The following is an 18,849-nucleotide window of genomic DNA, read 5'->3' as shown; positions in this document are numbered from 1 at the left end:
GCTCCGGCCCCCACCCGAAAGGCCCAGCCATGCTTCCCAACCGGTCACGACTCTCCGTCCTGGTCTTCCTGCTCCCGCCCCTGCTGCTTTATGGCGTCGCAGTGCTGTTCCCCATCATGCAGTCGCTGTTCCTGAGCTTCTTCTCCTGGAACGGCATCAGTGACATGGAGTTCGTGGGGCTCGCCAACTACGTGCGGATGCTCACCGCGGACGACATCTTCTGGCGCTCGTTCTTCAACGCCCTCGGCTATCTGGCCATCTGCCTGGTCCTGCAGCTCGGCGGCGCACTGCTCGTCGCCAGCCTCCTGACCTCCATGAGCCGCGGCCGCGAGCTCATCAAAACCCTCTACCTGCTGCCTGCTGTTATCTCTACGGTGGCCATCGCGTTCCTGTTCGTGCGGATCTACTCCGTCGAACCCGTGGGCCTGCTCAACCAGCTCCTGCACTGGATCGGCCTCGGCGCCCTTGAACGGCCCTGGCTCTCGGACATCAACACCGTCCTCACCGCCGTCTCCGCCCCGGAAGGCTGGCGGTTCACGGGACTTTACATGCTCATCATCTACGCGGCGCTGCTGTCCGTTCCGAAGGAATTGGAGGAGGCCGCCCGGCTCGACGGCGCATCGCGGTGGCAACTGTTCACCAAGATCCGCTTCCCCCACATCATGCCCGTCTGGATCACCACCACGATCATGGCAACAACCTACGGCCTGCGCGGCTTCGACATCCCGTACCTCATGACCAACGGCGGCCCAGGGCAGTCCTCGGAGCTGCTGACCACGTACATGTACAAGACAGCATTCATCAGCACCGATTTCGGATACGCCAGCACCATCGCCGTCTTCATCGTCGTCGAATGCCTGGTCGCCGTCGGACTGATCCTCTTTATGCTCAAGCGAAAGGCGGACGCATGACCGCGCCAGCAGCCCCAGTCACCCGGCCTGTCACAGCACCGCCAGAGAGCCGGCCGCCGCTCCGCAGACGGCGGCCGCCCAGCCTGCACGGCACCCTGTCGAGGGTCATCATCGCCCTCATCGTCATCGTGCAGGTCTACCCCCTGGCCTGGCTTTTCATCACCAGCCTCCGCACCGAACACGACTTCGCCACCGGCGACCCGTTCGCGCTGCCCAAGGCGGTCACTTTCGAGAACTACGCCCGTGCTTTCGAGACCGGCAACCTCGGAATGAACATCCTTAACAGTTTCATTGTCACCATGGGCGCCAACGTGCTGATTGTGCTCCTGGGAATGATGGCCGCCTATGCCCTGCAGGTCCTCGGCTTCCGCTTCAGCAAGTTTGTCCGGAGCCTTTTCCTGATCGGCATCATCGTTCCCGTGCAGATCGCCCTCGTCCCGCTCTTCATCGACTACGCCTCAATCAACCTGCTCGACACCTACCCGTCGATGATCATCCCGCTGGCCGGCTTCGCCCTGCCGATGTCCATCTACCTCTTCTGCTCCTTCTTTGAATACATCCCCCGGGAAACCTACGAGGCCGCGTCATTGGACGGGGCCGGGCCGTACCGCATCTTCGGACTCATCACCCTCCCCCTTTCGGTCAATACCGTTGTGACGGTGGTGCTGGTCAACAGCATCTTCATTTGGAACGACTTCATCTTCGCCAACACCTTTGTCCTTTCCGAGGAGCTGAAAACCATCCCGCTGGGCCTGCAGAACTACATCGGCGCGATGGGGAAAACGGACTGGACAGCCACGTTCGCCGCCGTCTGCGTCACCATCACGCCCCTGCTCCTTGTCTTCCTCGTGCTCAACAAGGCGATGATCCAGGGCCTGGAGAGCGGGGCGAGCAAGGGATGACCGGCCGATATACTCCTGAAGGAGGGCACATGGATTCGCAGGAGAACAGTTCGGGTACGCCCTCGGCGGCTGCCCCCTTGAAGCAGGCCCGCCGCGCCCAGCCGGTCACCCTGCGTCAGGTAGCCGAAGCCGCAGGCGTTTCCACAGCCACTGTTTCCCTGGTAGTGAACAAGAAAAAGGCAGCCCGGATCTCCGATGAGACCCGCAAGCGGGTACACGAGGCGATACAGGATCTCGGCTACCGGCCCAACGCCATGGCCCAAACCCTGGTCAGCGGCAGTTCCAGGTTCATCGGCCTCGTCGCCGACGCCATCGCCACCACCCCGTTCGCCGGCCAGATCATCCACGGCGCCCAGGATGAAGCCTGGAAACATGGCTTCGCCCTCCTCATAGCCAACACCGAAGGCAACCGGGAGCTTGAGACGGACGCCATCGCCATGATGCTCGAATACAAGGTCCGCGGCATCCTCTACTCCACCTGGTTCCACCGGGCCACGGACGTGCCGGATTCCCTCCGCGAATCGGATTTCGTCCTCGTCAACTGCTTTGCCGAGGAACCCGGTGCCCGGGCTGTGGTCCCGGACGAAGTCCAGGGCGGCCGTTCAGCCACAGAAATCCTGCTCCGGCATGGCCACCGCCGGATCGCCTTCATCAACGCCACCATCCCCGCCCCGGCGAAGGACGGACGGCTCCAGGGCTACAGGGAAGCGTTGGAAGCCGAAGGCGTTGCCTTCGACGACGGACTGGTCCTTGAAGCCTATCCGGACCAGGAAGGCGGGTTTGGAGCAACCGAGGCACTCCTCAAACTCGGCGTCACGGCCGTGTATTGCTACAACGACCGAATGGCGATGGGACTGTACGACGGGCTGCGCGAGCATGGGCTCTCCATCCCGGACGACATAGCCGTGGTGGGATTCGACAACCAGGAAGTCATTGCCGCCCACCTCCGGCCCCCGCTTTCCACCGTCTCCCTCCCCCACTACGAACTGGGCGCAGCCGGCGTGAGAGTGCTGCTGGGCCTTGACGAAGCACAGTCCAGCGGCCCCGGGAAAATTTACTGCCCCACCGTGGAACGGAACTCCGTCCGGGCGCTGGCCCCCGCCTGACAGCACCCAGGCACCTGAAAAATAGCGCGCGCACGGCAAAAAGGGCAGCCTGGAAGCTCCATCCAGGGACGGGACACTCTAAGACAGGAAGCGCTTAGGCGTACCATTCCCAACCGGGCGGCGCCCAGTCTTCCGGCGCCCTGTGGGCGTAGTGAGAGCCGCAGCGTCCGCAGTCATAACTGACCACAGGCGGCAACAGACTTTCCCTGTCCAAGGCGTAGGAAGCGGGCACATAGCCCGTAATTTTCACATGGGCATCAGTGCCGCAGTGACGGCAGTGGGGTAACGACGGCGCTGCCGGCGCCGGCCCGGATTGCCGGAGGTTGTGCTCGTGTCGTCCAGGTGCTGTCAGCATCACGCTTCCCGCATTCACGTCGTGGCCGGCCCGCCCCCAGGTTTTGTGACCTGCCCCCGGCTCAGTCTTAAGTTCTCTAGGTGTCCACCGTCGGGTGTACCGCCCGCCATCCCGGCGAAGTATCCCGGCGGAGCTTCGATACGCTTCCTCGCGTCCTGCTACACGAGGGGTGCCGATCACTCTACTCTTTTGGCGGCATATCCGGAATGCCTCCGGCGGCAGCACGTCACCGGCCGCCGCAACCCGGCAGCAAAGCAGCAGGTCAGGGACGGAGAGGCGGTGCCGTGCTCTCGCGGACGATCAGGCGTGTGGGCACCAGGACCATGCCGGGATCAGCGGTGTTGCTGCGGATCTGATGGAGGACGTTGTCCACGCACCGGTGGCCCACCTCCGTGAAATCCTGGTGGACCGTGGTGAGCGGCGGGGTGTACGAGGACGCCTCGGGTACGTCGTCGAAACCCACCAGGCTGATGTCCCCGGGAACGGAAATGCCCTTTTCGCGGAAAGCGCGAAGCACCCCCAGGGCCATGTGGTCATTGGCCGTGAACACAGCCGTGCACCCCTCCTGCTCAGCAAGCCACAGGCCGGCTTCATAGCCAGACCCGGCCGACCAGTCGCCCCGCACAATGGGCGGCACCTTTTTGCCCTGGGCAAGCAGCGTGTTCCGCCACGCCTCCCGCCGCCGCTCGCTGGCGAAGGATTTCTCCGGCCCCGCCACATGCCACACCGTTTCGTGGCCCAGCCCAAGGAGGTGCTCCACTGCCTGCCTGGCGCCGTCCGCCTGGTCAGTGTCAACCACGCTGTAGTCAGAACCGGCGTTCGAATCCACCACTACAACCTTCACTCCCGGCGGCACTGTCACGGTGGCAGCATCGAGGAGCTGGACCTCCATAATGGCGATGACCGCGTCCACGGCCAGTTCGCCCATCCGGGAAAACGCGCCCTGCACTCCGGCCTGGGTGGGTGCCGTGACCGGAATCAGCGTGATGGCAAAGTCCTCTTTGGCGGCATGCAGGGCAATGGCCTCCAGCGTGCGGACGTTCCCGAAGGACGACAGCGAAAAGAGTATGACGCCAATGGTTCGGAAGCTACCACGCTTCAGGGCCCGCGCCGCGCTGTTAGGCCGGTAGCCCAGCTGGTCCATCGCCGCAATAACCTGCTGCCGGGTCTCCCGCACCACATCGGGGCTGCCGTTGGAGACCCGCGAAACGGTCTGGGAGGAGACGCCTGCAAGCTTGGCGACGTCGGCCATGGAGACGCGCCGACGGGCCAGGGAAGCGGCCGCTTCCTCGACGGGGGGTTGACCGGGCTGTGGGGACATGCCAACATCTTAGCAATCATGTTTGCGCAAACAAGACCACCTGGGTCGTAAATGTTTGCGCAACCATCGCTGCTTTCCCCGTAATCCCAGCCCCAAAGGACTTTTTCATGACAATGGTGTCCCCACCGGTTGCAGCCCCTGCTGCTTCCGCTGCCGTCCAGCGGAAACCCCGCCGGCGCTCCTGGGCAGGGTGGTGGTTTATCGGCCCGTTCATGGCAGTCTTCGCCCTGGTGTTCCTCGCACCCATTGCCTACTCGATCTACCTCAGTGTCTTCCGCACCCAGCTCATTGGCGGAACAGCCTTCGTTGGCCTGGACAACTACACGCGGGCACTGTCCGATCCGCAGTTCTGGTCCGCCTTGGGCCGGGTTTCCATGTTCCTGGCCGTCCAGGTACCGGTGATGCTTTTTATCGCCCTGCTGGTTGCCCTCGCGCTGGACAGCGGCCGGCTGTACGGGAAGGCCTTTTTCCGGATCTCGATCTTCCTGCCGTATGCAGTGCCTGCGGTGGTGGCCGCCCTGATGTGGGGGTTTATGTACGGCACCCGCTTCGGGCTGGTGGGAAACATCAACCAGGCCTTCGGGCTGCAGCTGCCCAGCCCCCTCTCCGCCGAACTGGTCCTGGTCTCGATCGGGAACATCGTGACCTGGGAATTCATCGGCTACAACATGCTCATCTTCTACTCCGCGCTGACAGTCATCCCCAAGTCGCTGTACGAGGCGGCGGAGATCGACGGCGCCGGGCAGTTGAGGGTCATTTCGGCCATCAAGATCCCGGCCATCCGCGGCGCGATCGTGGTGGCAACGATCTTCTCGGTCATCGGGAGCTTCCAGCTCTTCAATGAGCCGAGCATCCTCAAGAGCCTTTCGCCGAACACCATCTCAACGTTCTTCACGCCCAACCTGTACGCCTACTCCCTCTCCTTCTCAGGCCAGCAGTACAACTACTCCGCCACGGTGGCGATCATGATGGGCCTGCTCACGATGGCTATCGCCTTCGCAGTCCAGGCCCGCGGCATGCGAAAGGAACGCTAAACCATGAGCGTCCCCACTGCCTCCCGCCCCGCCACCCGCGCCGCCGCCCGTACCGGTGAAAAGGGCACCACGCCTGCCAGGCTGCGCCCCCAACGGGTCTCCTCCAAGCGCCGGTCCCGCCGCAGCGTCATGCTCACCCTTGTGACCGGGGTGGTCCTCCTTTACAGCCTGGCGCCGCTGGTGTGGCTGCTGATCAACGCCACCAAAACCCAGGAAGGGCTCTTCAGCTCCTTTGGACTGTGGTTCGCCGGCGATTTTGTCCTGTGGGAAAACATTGCCCGGACATTCACCTACGACGGCGGCATCTTCCTCCGCTGGCTGGGCAACACCGTGCTGTACGTCGTGCTTGGCGCCGGCGGTGCCACCTTCCTGGCGGTCCTCGGCGGCTACGCCCTCGCCAAGTTCGACTTCCCGGGAAAGAAGGGGGTCTTTGCCGTGGTGATCGGCGCGGTGGCCGTTCCCGGAACAGCCCTGGCCGTGCCCACCTTCCTGATGTTCAGCCAGATGGGCCTGACCAACACACCGTGGGCTGTCATCATCCCCTCGCTCATCTCGCCCTTCGGCCTGTACCTCATGTGGACCTTCGCCTCCGAGGCGATCCCCACCGAGATTCTGGAGTCAGCCCGAATCGACGGAGCCAGCGAGGCCCGGACGTTCTTCCAGGTCTGCCTGCCGCTGCTGACGCCGGGCATCGTCACAGTGCTCCTCTTCACCATGGTGGCCACCTGGAACAACTATTTCCTGCCACTGATCATGCTCAAGAACCCGGACTGGTACCCGCTGACCCTGGGGCTGAACGCCTGGAACGCCCAGGCGGCCACCGCCGGCGGCGAGGCCATCTTCAACCTGGTCATCACCGGATCAATGCTCACCATCCTGCCCCTCATCGCCGCGTTCCTGCTCCTGCAGCGGTACTGGCAATCAGGCCTGGCGGCCGGAAGCGTCAAAGAATAACCCGCACTCCCCCACCCGTATCAACGAGGCAATCAGAAGGAAAACCATGAACAAAACCCTGACCCGGCGCGGCCTGCTGCAGAGCTCGGCCGTGGGAGTTGCCGCCGCACTCGCCCTGGGCCTGAGCGGTTGTGGCGCCGCCGCCCCCGCCGCCCAGCAGACGGTGACCAGCGACGCCGTCGAGGAAGCCCTGCAAAAAGGAGGAAAGCTGACCGTATGGGCGTGGGAGCCAACGCTGAAGAAGGTCGTTGAAGGCTTCGAAGCGAAATACCCCAATGTGGACGTGGAACTGGTCAACGCCGGCACCGGAAACGACCAGTACACGGCCCTGCAGAACGCGATTTCGGCCGGTTCCGGTGTTCCCGATGTTGCCCAGGTGGAGTACTACGCACTGCCGCAGTTCTCCCTGGCCAAGTCCGTCGCCGATCTTGGCCAGTTCGGCGCCTCGGACCTGAAGGACACGTTCACGCCGGGACCGTGGGCATCGGTCCAGGCGGCAGGCGGGGTCTACGGCCTGCCCATGGACTCCGGCCCCATGGCCATGTTCTACAACAAGGAACTGTTCGCCAAGCACGGCATCGAAGTACCCAAGACCTGGGACGAGTTCCTGGAAGCCGGCCGCGCACTGAAGAAAGCCGATCCGAACGCCTACATTGCCAACGACACCGGCGACGCAGGCTTCACCACCAGCATGATCTGGCAGGCCGGCGGAAAGCCATACAAGGTCAGCGGCAACGACGTAACCGTCAATTTCTCCGACGACGGGTCAAAGAAGTTCGCCGAGACCTGGCAAAAGCTCATCGACGAGGACCTCCTTGCCCCCATCAGTTCCTGGAGCGATGAGTGGTACAAGGGCCTGGGCAACGGAACCATCGCCACACTTTCCACCGGGGCATGGATGCCGGGCAACCTCTCCTCCGGTGTCGCCGAAGGCGCGGGCAAGTGGAGCGTGGCGCCCCTTCCCCAGTGGAAGGAAGGCGGCAAGAGCAGCTCCGAAAACGGCGGAAGCTCACTTGCCATTCCCGCCGCCAGCAGCCAGGCCGCCCTCGCGTATGGATTCCTGAAGTACTCCAACGTCGAGGACGGCGTCAAGACCCGCATCGACGGCGGTTCCTTCCCGGCCACTGCCAAGGAAATCTCCTCCCCCGAGTTCCTGAACGCTGAATTCGCGTACTTCGGCGGCCAGCAGGCCAACAAGATCTTCGCGGAGTCAGCCCAGAACGTGGTCCAGGGTTGGTCCTACCTGCCCTTCCAGGTGTACGCCAACAGCATCTTCAACGACACCGTCGGCCAGGCCTATGTCTCTGACACCAAGCTTGTGGACGGACTGGCCGACTGGCAGAAGGCATCCGCCAAGTACGGCACCGAGCAGGGCTTCACGGTCAAGGAATAACCGTCAAGGAATAGCAGCGGAATAGCTCTTAATGAGTGGCCGACGGCGCCGGGGGGCGGCCCGCTGTGGCCGCGCCCTTCGCTTCCCCTCCTCCTGCCTCCCCGGGGGCAGCAGGACACCGGGAGGCAGTTCGGATTTTCCGCTCAGATTTTCGCGCTCAGATTTCCCGCCGAAAAGGCGAACCTACAGAAAGGCATTCAATGACGAATCGATGCAGACGCCTCTGGGCCACCACCGCCTTCGGGGCAACAACGGCCGTCATGGCCGCCGGCCTCCTGGCCGGCCCTGCGATGGCCGTTCCTGCGCTTGCCCCTGCAGTCACGGAGCCCGTCCCGGCCGGCGCGGTGACGGTGAAGCCGGATCCCTCGTACCAGGGTGACCCTTTTGAGGGTTGGGGAACCAGCCTGGTCTGGTTCGCCAACGCCACCGGTGACTACCCGGATGAAGTGCGGGAAAGGCTTGCCGAGATGGTGTTCGGCGATGAAGGCCTGAACCTGAACATTGCCAGGTACAACATCGGCGGCGGGAACGCACCGGACGTCAAGGATTACCTTCGGGCCGGCGGCGCCGTCGAGGGATGGTGGAAGGCGCCGGAAGGAACCACTCGGGCGGACAAGGACTGGTGGGACCCGGAGAACCCGGAACACTGGAACCTGGACGCGGACCAGACCCAGCGCTGGTGGATCGACCGCATCAAGGCCGACGTCACCAAATGGGAAGCCTTCAGCAACTCCCCGCCCTGGTTCCAGACCGTCAGCGGCTACGTCTCCGGCGGCTTCAACTCTTCGGAGGACCAGCTTCGCACCGAAAGCATCGATGAATTCAACACCTATCTCCTGCGCGTTGTGGAGGAGCTCGAGGACGCCCACGGCATCAAGATCGATACCCTGGACCCCTTCAACGAGCCCAACACACCCTACTGGGGCACCAAGCTGGGTGCCGACGGGCAGCCAGTCGGAGGCCGGCAAGAGGGAGCCCACATTGGCCCCGAACTGCAGCAGAAGGTCCTGAAGTCCCTTGCTGGCCAGCTCGCCGAAGCTGACACCGATGCTGTCATCTCCGCCATGGATGAGACCAACCCGTCCATCTTCACCAACAACTGGAACAGCTACTCCGAGGAGAGCCGGGCACTGGTTGACCAGCTCAACGTCCACACCTACGGCACCGGCCAGCGCACCTCGGCCCGCGACATCGCCAAGGGCGAGGGCAAACCCCTCTGGATGAGCGAAGTGGGCGGCGCCTGGATGTCCGGGCAGAACTTCGTCAGCATGCAGCCCGGCCTGGGCCTGGCAAAGCAGATGGTGGATGACCTGCGCGAACTTGAACCCAAGGCCTGGGTGTTCTGGCAGCCGGTGGAGGACTACAACAACATGAAGCCAGGCGGGGAGAGCGAAGCCGGGTCAAACTGGGGCGAAATCCAGCTTCCCTTTGACTGCACGGCCGAGGACACCCTGGAAACCTGTCCCATCTACACCAACACCAAGTACAACACCGCCCGGAACTTCACCCAGTTCATCGAGCCCGGCGACCGCCTGGTGAAGGTCAACGATCCGAAGAGCGCTGCCGCCGTTTCCGATACCGGCGCAACCGTGGTCCACGTCAACGACAGCGCGCAGGAGCACCCGGTGGTCCTGGACCTGTCAGGTTTCGGAGCGATCCAGGGCAACGCGACAGTCACGCCGGTGGTCAGCGACGTCACCGGGGCATTGGTCAAGGGCCAGCCCGTCGCCGTCGGACGCAATGCCACAGCCACCCTGACAGTGCCCAAGGAATCCGTCACCACCTTCATCGTTGAGGGCGTCCAGGGCGTGTCCAAGGACGCATCCCTGGTCCAGGCAGGCCACGTTTACCGGCTCCAGGGCGTCCAAAGCGGCAAATCCATCGCGATTGCCCCGAACGGAACGTCCGCCGTCATCCGCTCCGGCGCTGCCGCAGAGCAGATGTGGAACATCCGGTTGCTCAGCGGCGAAAACAGCAACCAGGCCCGTTATGCCGTAGGAACTGCAGACGGCACGCGGGAACTGGCATCGGTGGAGAACGCGGTGACCCTTGTGGACGCCGCCGAGCTTCCGGCCGAGAACGCGCAGTGGATCCTGTCCACCACCGGCGACGGCACCTACACGCTGGTGAACGCTGCCAGCGGCAGGCTCCTTGAGGTGGGCGGAAACGCCACCGCCGAGGGATCCGCAGTCACCATGTGGATGGCCAACTCCGCCGACAACCAGCGCTGGACCATTGTGGATGAAACCATCCAGGGCTTCCGGGAGATCAACGTCTTCACCGTCCCGGGATCCGTTCCGCAGCTTCCGGCAACCGCCACTCCGCTCTACCCGGGCGGTGCCCGCGGCGAGCTGGCCGTGACGTGGAAGATGCCTCCGGACAGCCTCTGGAAGACTCCGGGGACAACGGTGGCGGTCAAGGGAACCGCGACGGACGCCCTGGGCGCCGTGCATGAGGTCCGCGCCGAGGTCACCGTGGACACGCTCGTCTCCACACTGCCTGCCCGTGCCAAGACCTATGTGGGCGGCACGCCGGTTCTCCCGTCCACCGTCACTGCGGTGGCCGAACACGGCGGAACAGTTGAACGCACCGTGGCGTGGGACGCCGTCGGGCCTGCCGCTGCGGCGGGGGTCCTGACAGTCAATGGAGCCGCTGATGCCGGGGACGGCACCACTCTTCCGGCAACTGTCCGCGTCCAGGTCACCGAGCCCGCTGTTGACAATGCAGCTGACGACGACGGCGCCTCCATCAACGCCACCTTCACGGAGCCGGGCTACGGCACCGCCGGCCTCCGCAACGGCAACCTGACGGACAAGGCGTGGTCCAACTGGAAGTCCAGCAGCAAGAACGTCTCCGACACCCTGACGGTGGCCCTTCCGGTCACCAGGACTGTCAAGGAACTGAAGGTGCACTTCTACCGCGACGGGTCCACGGACAGCTATGCGCAGACCGTCCAGGTCCAGACCAGGACAGCCAGCGGGAGTTGGGTGAACGCCGGTCCGGCGGTCTCCGTACCCGGCGGCAGCCCGGCGCCCGTGGTGTCCGTGCCGGTGGCCAACGTGGACACGAAGGAGGTCCGCGCCATACTCACCGCCCGGCCCAACACCCACATGACCGTCAGCGAGATCCAGGTGATGGCCCTGTCGGCGGGCAAGTCCTCTGACGCCTCCGCCGTTGGGATCGCCGTCGACGGCCAGGCTGTGCCCGGCTTCGACCCGGCTACCAGCACGTACAACGTGGAATGGGGCGGCGCGCTGCCACAGGTAACTGCCACGGCGGCGGACCCGTACGCCACGGTAGCGGTCCAACAGCCCGACCAGCAGACGCGGAAGGCCGTGGTCACCGTGACCAGCGAGGACGGCAGCCAGTCCCGGACGTATGAGGTAGGAATCGGACGCTAGCCAGGTCCAACATCACAGGCCGGGGGCGTGGCGAAAGCCGCGCCCCGGCCTGCTTTTGTCTGGCCTGTTTTGCCTGGTCTGCTTTTGTCTGGCCTGTTTTGCCTGCCTGTTTTTCTGCGTGCGGTCTGCTAGCTGGAAGGTCCCACCGTCACCGTGACCGGATGAACGCTGGCTGGGAAAAGTTCATGCAGCCGTGAACACGCCCGCTGCACCACCGAACGCAGCCAGATGCTCGCCGGATCCTCCGTCTGGGACGGGTGCCAGTACATCGCCTCCACAAGGGACGCCTCGTCTTCTTCGGAAAACTCCAGCACCGCGATGTTCGCGCCCCGCTGGGCACGTGCCGCCAGCATCCGCGGCACCAGCGCCGCAAGGTCCGTCCCTTCCACCAGCAGCGGCAGGGACAGGAAGCCAGCCACTACCGCAGCGGCCCGGCGCTGGAGGCCGCGTGATTCAAAAAGCCTGTCCGCGGGGGTACTGATCCCCTCACCGAAATAGCCGACGGCGTGGGGAACCCGGGTCAGGTCCTCCAATGTCAGCCGGGGCTGCCGAAGAAGCTGGTTGCCGGCGTCCAGAACCGCCACAAAACTGTCCCGGAAGAGCTGTTTGCTGGTGCCCTGCATGTGGTAACCGGTGGGCCCCACCAGCAGATCCAGCCTGGAGTAATCCGCCAGCTTGCCCTGGATGCCGGAGGTGGGCACAAAGTCGACAGCCACGTTTGGCGCCTCCTGCTGAAGGATTCCCCGCAGCGGGCCAACCATCAGCGCGGACGCATAATCTGACGCCGCAATGACGAACTCCCGCTCACTCGTGGCCGCGTCAAAACCGGAGCGGACGCGCGTGGCCCGCCGGACGTGAAGCATGGCTTCATCCACCAGCGGGACCAGTGCCTGCGCGAACGGCGTGAGATCGTAGGTGCGGCCGTTCCGGACCAGGAGTTCGTCGTCGAAATGCCGCCGCAGCCGGGCCATGGCCGCGCTGGTGGCGGGCTGGCTGAGCTGAAGCCGTTCCGCCGCCCTGGACACGTTCCGCAGTTCCAGCAGGACCTGCAGTTGCGGCAGCAGATTCAGGTCCAGGTTCTTCATACCCATAGGTTATCCACCCAGGGCTCCGGACCGGTCCTAATGGCTGGCCGGCACCATCCGCGGTCCGCGGACCAGCACGGCCAGCAAGGCAACAGCACAAGCGATGCCCAGCGCCCCCAAGGCGAAGCTGAGGCTGCCCAGGGCCGCGGCGGCAGTTCCCAGGACAATGGGCGTCAGGAACTGCCCCACGAACAGCGTCCCGGTCCAGATGCCTGTGCCGCGCCCGCGCTGCCGGAATTCCAGGCCGCTGACAGCCCACGTCAGGAGCGTTGGCAGCAGCACACCGGTTCCGGCGCTGGCCACCACGGCTCCGGCCATGGCAAGCGGCACGTTGCCGGCCAGGGAAACCATGGAAAGTCCGACGGCGGCGAGTCCGAAGGCAAGCGCCAGCAGGCTGCGTGTGCCCAGTTTCGCCAGGAAGCGGAAGGAGATGGCCCCTGCCGCGGTGGCGAGGGAAGCGATGGCCGCCGCGAGCCCGATCAGGGCGGCATCAGCCACGCCCAGGCCCGTGATGACGTAGGGCAGGTGGACGATGAGTGCATAGAAGACGATGCCGCCGAACAGCGTCACGGCGGCGGGTGCGCCGATCTGCCGCCACGGCACCGATGTCCTTGCCGCCGTCGTGCGTTGGGTCTTGGCCGGTTCCCAGAGCTTGAAGATCATCGGAATGACGATGACCGCGCTGACGGCGTAGAGCCAGAACGGTGTGCGCCAGCTGATGCTGCCCAGGGCGCCTCCCAGGGCGAAGAAGGCGGTGGCCGCGAGCGCACTGACCATGGTCTGCAGCCCCAGGTACTTGTTGCGCTGCTCCCCGGCGTAGTAGTCGGTGATCAGGGTGGTGCAGCAGGTCATGATGGCTGCCTCCGCGATGCCGACGCCCACCCTGGAGAGCGCGATCGACTCCAGGGTTTCAAGCCACAGCGGTGCCGTCCCGAAAAGCGCATAGGCAAGCATGGCGAAGATCAGCAGCTGCTTGCGTCCCACCCGGTCCGCGACATACCCCGCCAGCGGTGAGAACAAGGCTACGAAGAGCGCCGGCAGTGTCAGGGTCAGCGGTACCAGGATGGCAACACCGGGGGTGCCGGCAAAGGCCTGGCTGAGGGTGGGCAGCACCGGCGCCAGGAGGACAGCGCCCAGCACCGGCATGCAGCTGCCGGCAACCAGAAGGGCTGCGTGGAGCCGCCCGGCGGTGCGGGGAGTGGCGGTGCGGGGTGCTGAAGGGCTGGGTGTGGCGGTAGTGGGTGCGGCAGTGCTTAATGCGGCTGCACTTGATGCGGCAGTACTTGATGCGGCAGCACGGGACTCGGTACCCGTGAGATGAATATTCTCCATTGAATTTCCTTCGCCTCATGATGGTCACGGAGGGGCCCGCGTCGCTGGACGCGGGCAGTGACTTCCCTCACTGTGGCAAGGCTTGGGGTATCGGGGAATAGCGCCTTTGGCATAGCAGGTATTCGTGGGACGGATGCCTCCGAACTGGGCAGCCCCGGGCGGGAACGGGCTACCCAGCCCTGTCGCTCCGCGCGGTACGGTTCCGCCCCGATGACTTGGCAGCATAAAGGGCAGTATCGGCCGCGGCGATCACCGCCTCCAGGCCGGGGGTCTCGGCGTCGTACAGGGCAATCCCATAACTGACCGTGGGCATCTGTGGCCCGTCCGGCTTTGACGCCTGGGTCAGCCGAAAGCTGATCGCGTCTGCCACACTTTCTGCGCGGTCGGCGGTTCCGCCCGGGATGAGGAGGACAAACTCCTCGCCGCCGTATCGTCCGGCCAGGTCGGTGGAGCGGATGGTGTCCTGGCAGGCCAGCGCGAAGGCCTGCAGGACCTCGTCCCCGGCGGCGTGGCCGTACGTGTCGTTAACAGCCTTGAAGTGGTCTAGGTCGGCAAGGATCAGGACCCCCGATGGCTTGGTGACAGCAGTGTCCGCCATCTGCTCTGCGGCCAGGTCCAGGAACGCTTTGCGGTTGAGGAGGCCGGTGAGGTCATCCCTGCTGGCCACCATTCGCAGCGCCCGGGTCTGCTGCTCGCTGCTGAGCCCGGCCATGCTGAAGGACACCACCACCAGCATCACCATGGTGACCAGCGTGGTGACCTCGGAGCCAAAAAACGTATCGAAGGTGTCCCCGCCAGGCCCGTCGAGGAGGAAGGCAATCAGCCGGCAGAAGTAGAAGATGGAGACTGCACCAGCCGCGGCGGCCATGGGGATCCTGACCCGCGAGTACCCGGGTTCCAGCCGCCACAGCTCGCGGGACCCCAGCCCGATCGAAAGCCCCATCGCGCCGAGGAAAACGGGACCGCCGGCCCAGACATTGGTGGCGGGATTGTCCAGGGCGGAGGCAATCAGGGTGACCAGGGGAAGTCCGGTGAAGGCCCATCGGGGCGGCGGCACCGTCCGGAGTGAACGGGCCCCCGCCCAGACAGCCACCCCGCCGTGGACCAGCAGCACGTTTCCCAGCGGGTTGGCCCACCATTGGTGCGGGGTGCCGTCGAGGAGGAAGGCGCCGGAACCGCTGAGAAAAAACAGCAGGGCCAGGCACCACCAGCCGCTGTACGGGGATCGTGTGGTCCGGTACGCCGAGAAGTAGAACAAAACTCCAAGCGCCAACGCCATCAGCCCGAAGGCAAACCTCAGCGTCGCTGTATCCAGAACCATTTTCCGAATGTCCCCCCGAACGCGAAGTGCGGCACGCCCAGTCGCCAAGTGCCGCACGCCCAGTATGGCACCGCTCCCCCACGGCGCGCCCGTTATCCGGCATTTCAGTTATGAATTAGTTGTGCCGCCCCAAAGGAAACGCTGAATTGGACGCACCAGAGGTCAACGGACCTGTATTTCGAGAGATCGACGTCCGCAGGGATGGCGTAGACCTGGTTCCCCTGGTTTCCCTTGATCAGGCCGAGATCGTAGTGTTCGGCGGATCCGGCGGTATACCAGCCAGCGGTTCCCTCCACCACGTCCGCAGCGCTCAGCCACACGTGCACATCAGGACCGTTTGAGGTGTCCAGGTTCTCCAGGGTCAGCACCCGTGAACCGTCGGGCTGCTGAAAGATTCTGACGGTCCCGGTAGTGCCGTGTTCGTGGCTGATCAGCTTGCCTGCCGCCACTTCTACCGGGCCCGCTGGAGTTGGCGGGGCAGGAGTTGGGCCGGTTGAAAGAGCGGAAGTCTGGGGAGAGGCCACGGGGGCCGATGCAGTGGCGGTGGGTTCCGTTACGGCTGGTGCCGCTACGGCGGGGAGCTGTTCGTCAACGCGGACATCCACAAACAATAGCCAGGGTTTGAACACCACCAGCCCGATAACGAACCCTGCCACAGCTACCGCCGCCGCGATCGCCATCAGCCTCCGGCGCCTGCCTGTCTTCGTGTCTCCATCCATGGATTCATCCTCTGACACAGCGGCAGCCCGGGGCTACGCCAGAAGATTAACAGTTGAGAACGTCCCCGGGTGCGTCTCTCCCGGACCGGAGGGGTTTGCCCGCCGCGATGTCCAGCTTTGGGCGTGCAGCCGCTCAAATCCATCCAGCAGGAGATCAAGGGCAAACTCGAATTCGAACTGGTCGTCGCAGCCGCGGCCCACCACAGAGTCCTCCTCATGCCCGGCAGCCATGGCCACCTGCAGGATGTTCGGATACCGGGCGGCCATCTCCTGCAACATCGCTGCATGCTCCGGGGTGACCTCATTGCTTTCGGTGGCTCCGCCTTCGGCGGCGGGGCTTTCGGCGGCGGGGCCCGCCTGGTCGTCGAACAGCTCCTGCGTGAACCCCCACATGCGGCTGCCCAGGGCGTGCATCACGTGATGGGTGAGGTCAACCGAGAATCCGCCGGCCAGGAACAGCCCGATGAAATCGTCCATATACCCAAGCACCGCAGGGGACTTGGTGGTGCGGGACTCGATCACCTGGCGCGCCCAAGGGTGCCGCAGGAGTGCCTGGCGTGCGGCGAGGACCCGCGCCCGCACCCCGGCTTTCCAGTCGGCAGCCGGGGCAGGCGCTCCGATCTCGGCAATGACGGCGTCCACCATCCCGTTGAACAGCTCGTCCTTGTTGGCCACGTGCTTATAGAGCGCCATGGGCACCACACCGAGTTCCTGGGCGAGCCTTCGCATGCTCAGTGAGTTGATGCCCGTTTCGTCTGCCAGGACGACGGCGGCCCCCAGGACTCGGTCCCTGTTCAGCGGAATGCGGCGCGTCGTTTCCAGCTGCTCAGTCATCTGGCACACCTTTCCTTACCGGCTTTCCCTTGACAAGTGTACTGCGTACACCTAGCGTTGCTGCCAGCAGGGTGTACACCGTACACCTCCAACCCAAAAGGATAACGATGGCTCCGCTGACAGTCACAGCCTCTCCGCCCGCAAAACGCATACGGCCACAATGGCCCGTTCCCGCCGGGCTGATTCTCCTCAGTCTCATCCCGGTCATCGCGGGGGCCGCACGGCTTACGGAGCTGACCGGCGGCGCGGCCATCACGCCGCAAAACGCCCGCTTCTTTGCCTCGCCAGTGCCCGTGGTGATCCATATTGTCAGCGTCACTGTGTACAGCTTCCTCGGGGCGTTCCAGTTCGTCCCGTCGCTTCGGGGCAGGCGGGGCTGGCACCGCATGGCCGGCGGAATTCTTATACCTGCCGGGCTGCTCGCCGCGCTCTCAGGCCTGTGGATGTCCGCCTTCTACCCATTGCCCGACGGCGACACGGACGTGCCGCTGCGGCTGCTTTTCGGTTCGGCCATGCTGGTCAGCCTCATCCTGGGAGTGGTGGCCGTCCGGCGCCGTGACTACGTGGGGCACAGCGTATGGATGACGCGCGGCTACGCCATCGGCGTCGCGGCGGGTACACAGGCCCTGGTGATCGGCCCTTGGATCCTCCTGGCTGGACCGCCCAGTGTACTGACAAAGGCGCTGCTGATGGGGGCGGCGTGGGTGATCAACGTGGCGGTGGCGGAGTACGTCATCCAGCGGCGGGCTTCGCGATGAAGGCCGCCGTCTACTCCCGCTTTGACGGGCCTGACGTGGTCCGGGTCCAAGAAGTGCCTGCGCCGTCACCCAGGCGCGGGGAGCTGCTGATCAAAGTCCATGCGAGCACGGTGAGTGCCGCAGACCGCCGCGCGCGCAGCCGCGACGTCCCGCGCGGGCTGGGTTTGTTTGCTGCGCTGGCCCTGGGCGTCTTCAGACCACGCCGGGCCGTCCTGGGCATGGATGTTGCCGGCGTTGTTGAAGCTGTGGGCGCGGGGGTGACATCAGTCAGGCCGGGTACGGAGGTGATTGCGATGCTGGGCAGCAGGTTCGGCGGCCACGCCGAGTACGTCTGCCTCCCTGCTGAAGCTGCCATCGCGGCCAAGCCGTCCAACATGACTTTCCAAGAGGCGGTGACCCCGGTCTTCGGAGGACTGACAGCCCTCGTTTTCCTCAACCGCGCAGGACTGAAGCCGGGCGACACAGTCCTGATCAACGGCGCGTCCGGGGCTGTGGGGACGGCAGCGGTGCAGCTCGCCAAACAATCCGGCGCGCATGTCACCGCCGTCTGCAGTGACGCCGGGCGGGAACTTGTTACCTCGCTCGGGGCGGACCGGGTGATCGATTACTCCACGATTGATTTCACCGCCGAGGCCACCAAGTACGACGCCGTGATGGACTGTGTGGGGAACGCCCCTTTTGAGCGGGCGGAGGCCTCAGTCAAGCCCGGCGGTTCGCTGCTGCTGGTGGTCGCCGATCTGAAGGGAATCATCTGGTCGTCGTGGCACAGCCGGATTAGCGGGAAGCTGGTCAGCGCCGGCAACGTCCAGTACACCGCCAAAGATCTCGAGTACCTCGTCCACCTGGCCGAAGCCGGGCTTTTTCGGTCCGTCAGCGAGCGCACCTATGCACTGGCCGACGTCGTAAAGGCCCATCGCTTTGTCGATACGGGACGCAAGAAAGGAAGCGTCGTTTTGCAGATATCAGGCACCAGTGCCACACCTGACATAGAGCACTCAGGCCGGGGTGCCGCCGTCGGGCGTTAAGTGGCTGACCAGCCCAACAGTGTTCCCTTCACTGTCACGGATGAAAGCGTGCCACTCATCGGTTCCGGCCGGGCCCAGGGTGCTGTCCGTATGGCTGAAGATGACATGAGGCTCGGCCACGATCTCCACCCCCAGGCCCCTCAGGCGCTCCACCTGGGCCCTGACATCAGCCACCCGGAGGTAAAGCACCGCGGATTGGGCGCCCTTTTCGAGCAGGAGCCTGACACCGTCCACATCGAAGAACAGCAGGCCGGGAGGCTCAAAGAGTGCTGTGGGTGGGCTGCCCAGAAGGTCTGCGTAGAAGCCGGCTGCACGTTGAAGGTCGGTGGCTCTCTGCGCAACCTGCAGCAGGCTTATTCGTCCTTCGTCCATTTTTCCTCCGCTGTTCACCCGTACGG

At 64.7% G+C, this 18,849-nt stretch carries 16 protein-coding genes; 9 read left to right on the top strand and 7 right to left on the bottom strand.

The window, feature by feature from the left end; all coding sequences use genetic code 11:
• Nucleotides 1-29 precede the first annotated feature (29 nt).
• The 3 genes from F8G81_RS00755 to F8G81_RS00745 are packed head-to-tail and all read left to right on the top strand — an operon-like array spanning nt 30 to nt 2,919.
• Nucleotides 30-911 carry a carbohydrate ABC transporter permease gene (locus F8G81_RS00755; protein WP_267277140.1) on the top strand — a complete coding sequence of 294 codons (882 nt, stop codon included), beginning with the start codon at nt 30-32 and terminating at the stop codon, nt 909-911.
• Nucleotides 908-1,813 (top strand): carbohydrate ABC transporter permease, encoded by a 906-nt coding sequence (locus F8G81_RS00750; RefSeq protein WP_267277139.1) that lies wholly within the window; start codon nt 908-910, stop codon nt 1,811-1,813. Before F8G81_RS00755 ends, F8G81_RS00750 begins: the two co-directional genes overlap by 4 nt.
• 29 nt (nt 1,814-1,842) lie before the next feature.
• Nucleotides 1,843-2,919, top strand: coding sequence for a LacI family DNA-binding transcriptional regulator (locus tag F8G81_RS00745; RefSeq protein ID WP_267277138.1), 1,077 nt, complete (start codon nt 1,843-1,845; stop codon nt 2,917-2,919).
• A gap of 617 nt (nt 2,920-3,536) precedes the next feature.
• Here the strand turns inward: F8G81_RS00745 and F8G81_RS00740 are convergent.
• Nucleotides 3,537-4,595 (bottom strand): LacI family DNA-binding transcriptional regulator, encoded by a 1,059-nt coding sequence (locus tag F8G81_RS00740; protein ID WP_267277137.1) that lies wholly within the window; start codon nt 4,593-4,595, stop codon nt 3,537-3,539.
• 107 nt (nt 4,596-4,702) lie between these two features.
• Between F8G81_RS00740 and F8G81_RS00735 the strand changes: the two genes are divergently transcribed.
• The 4 genes from F8G81_RS00735 (at nt 4,703) to F8G81_RS00720 (ending at nt 11,377) form a co-directional block, all read left to right on the top strand.
• Entirely contained in the window at nt 4,703-5,629 is a 927-nt protein-coding gene (locus F8G81_RS00735; RefSeq protein WP_267277136.1) for a carbohydrate ABC transporter permease, read from the top strand.
• A 3-nt stretch (nt 5,630-5,632) separates the two neighbouring features.
• Entirely contained in the window at nt 5,633-6,583 is a 951-nt protein-coding gene (locus F8G81_RS00730) for a carbohydrate ABC transporter permease (protein WP_416377088.1), read from the top strand.
• 46 nt (nt 6,584-6,629) lie between these two features.
• Nucleotides 6,630-7,976, top strand: coding sequence for an ABC transporter substrate-binding protein (locus tag F8G81_RS00725; protein WP_267277135.1), 1,347 nt, complete (start codon nt 6,630-6,632; stop codon nt 7,974-7,976).
• Nucleotides 7,977-8,176: 200 nt separating this feature from the next.
• Nucleotides 8,177-11,377, top strand: a complete 3,201-nt coding sequence (locus F8G81_RS00720) for an RICIN domain-containing protein (RefSeq protein ID WP_267277134.1) — start codon at nt 8,177-8,179, stop codon at nt 11,375-11,377.
• A gap of 128 nt (nt 11,378-11,505) precedes the next feature.
• Here the strand turns inward: F8G81_RS00720 and F8G81_RS00715 are convergent, their stop codons facing one another.
• The 5 genes from F8G81_RS00715 to F8G81_RS00695 form a co-directional block, all read right to left on the bottom strand.
• The gene (locus F8G81_RS00715; RefSeq protein ID WP_267277133.1) at nt 11,506-12,462 is read right to left on the bottom strand and encodes a LysR family transcriptional regulator; all 957 of its coding nucleotides are present in this window, start codon (nt 12,460-12,462) and stop codon (nt 11,506-11,508) included.
• Between the two features lie 36 nt (nt 12,463-12,498).
• Nucleotides 12,499-13,794, bottom strand: a complete 1,296-nt coding sequence (locus F8G81_RS00710; protein WP_267277132.1) for an MFS transporter — start codon at nt 13,792-13,794, stop codon at nt 12,499-12,501.
• Between the two features lie 169 nt (nt 13,795-13,963).
• Nucleotides 13,964-15,115, bottom strand: coding sequence for a GGDEF domain-containing protein (locus F8G81_RS00705; RefSeq protein ID WP_267277131.1), 1,152 nt, complete (start codon nt 15,113-15,115; stop codon nt 13,964-13,966).
• 104 nt (nt 15,116-15,219) lie between these two features.
• Nucleotides 15,220-15,834 carry a DM13 domain-containing protein gene (locus F8G81_RS00700; protein WP_267277130.1) on the bottom strand — a complete coding sequence of 205 codons (615 nt, stop codon included), beginning with the start codon at nt 15,832-15,834 and terminating at the stop codon, nt 15,220-15,222.
• 33 nt (nt 15,835-15,867) lie between these two features.
• A complete protein-coding gene (locus F8G81_RS00695) occupies nt 15,868-16,668 on the bottom strand; it encodes a TetR/AcrR family transcriptional regulator (protein ID WP_267277129.1) in 801 nt (266 codons plus the stop codon).
• 107 nt (nt 16,669-16,775) lie between these two features.
• Between F8G81_RS00695 and F8G81_RS00690 the strand changes: the two genes are divergently transcribed.
• A complete protein-coding gene (locus F8G81_RS00690; protein WP_267277128.1) occupies nt 16,776-17,426 on the top strand; it encodes a DUF2306 domain-containing protein in 651 nt (216 codons plus the stop codon).
• Nucleotides 17,369-18,451: an NAD(P)-dependent alcohol dehydrogenase gene (locus tag F8G81_RS00685; RefSeq protein ID WP_267277127.1), complete on the top strand. Its 1,083-nt coding sequence runs from the start codon at nt 17,369-17,371 to the stop codon at nt 18,449-18,451. Before F8G81_RS00690 ends, F8G81_RS00685 begins: the two co-directional genes overlap by 58 nt.
• Here F8G81_RS00685 and F8G81_RS00680 read toward each other — a convergent pair.
• Nucleotides 18,422-18,808 carry a VOC family protein gene (locus F8G81_RS00680; protein WP_267279357.1) on the bottom strand — a complete coding sequence of 129 codons (387 nt, stop codon included), beginning with the start codon at nt 18,806-18,808 and terminating at the stop codon, nt 18,422-18,424. The two genes, F8G81_RS00685 and F8G81_RS00680, sit on opposite strands and share 30 nt — an antisense overlap.
• Between the last annotated feature and the right edge of the window lie 41 nt (nt 18,809-18,849).

Origin of the sequence: Arthrobacter sp. CDRTa11, from assembly GCF_026427775.1 — a bacterium.
Classification (GTDB): domain Bacteria; phylum Actinomycetota; class Actinomycetes; order Actinomycetales; family Micrococcaceae; genus Arthrobacter.
Note: the sequence above shows the minus strand (reverse complement) of the source record. Positions and strands in the feature narration are given on the sequence as shown.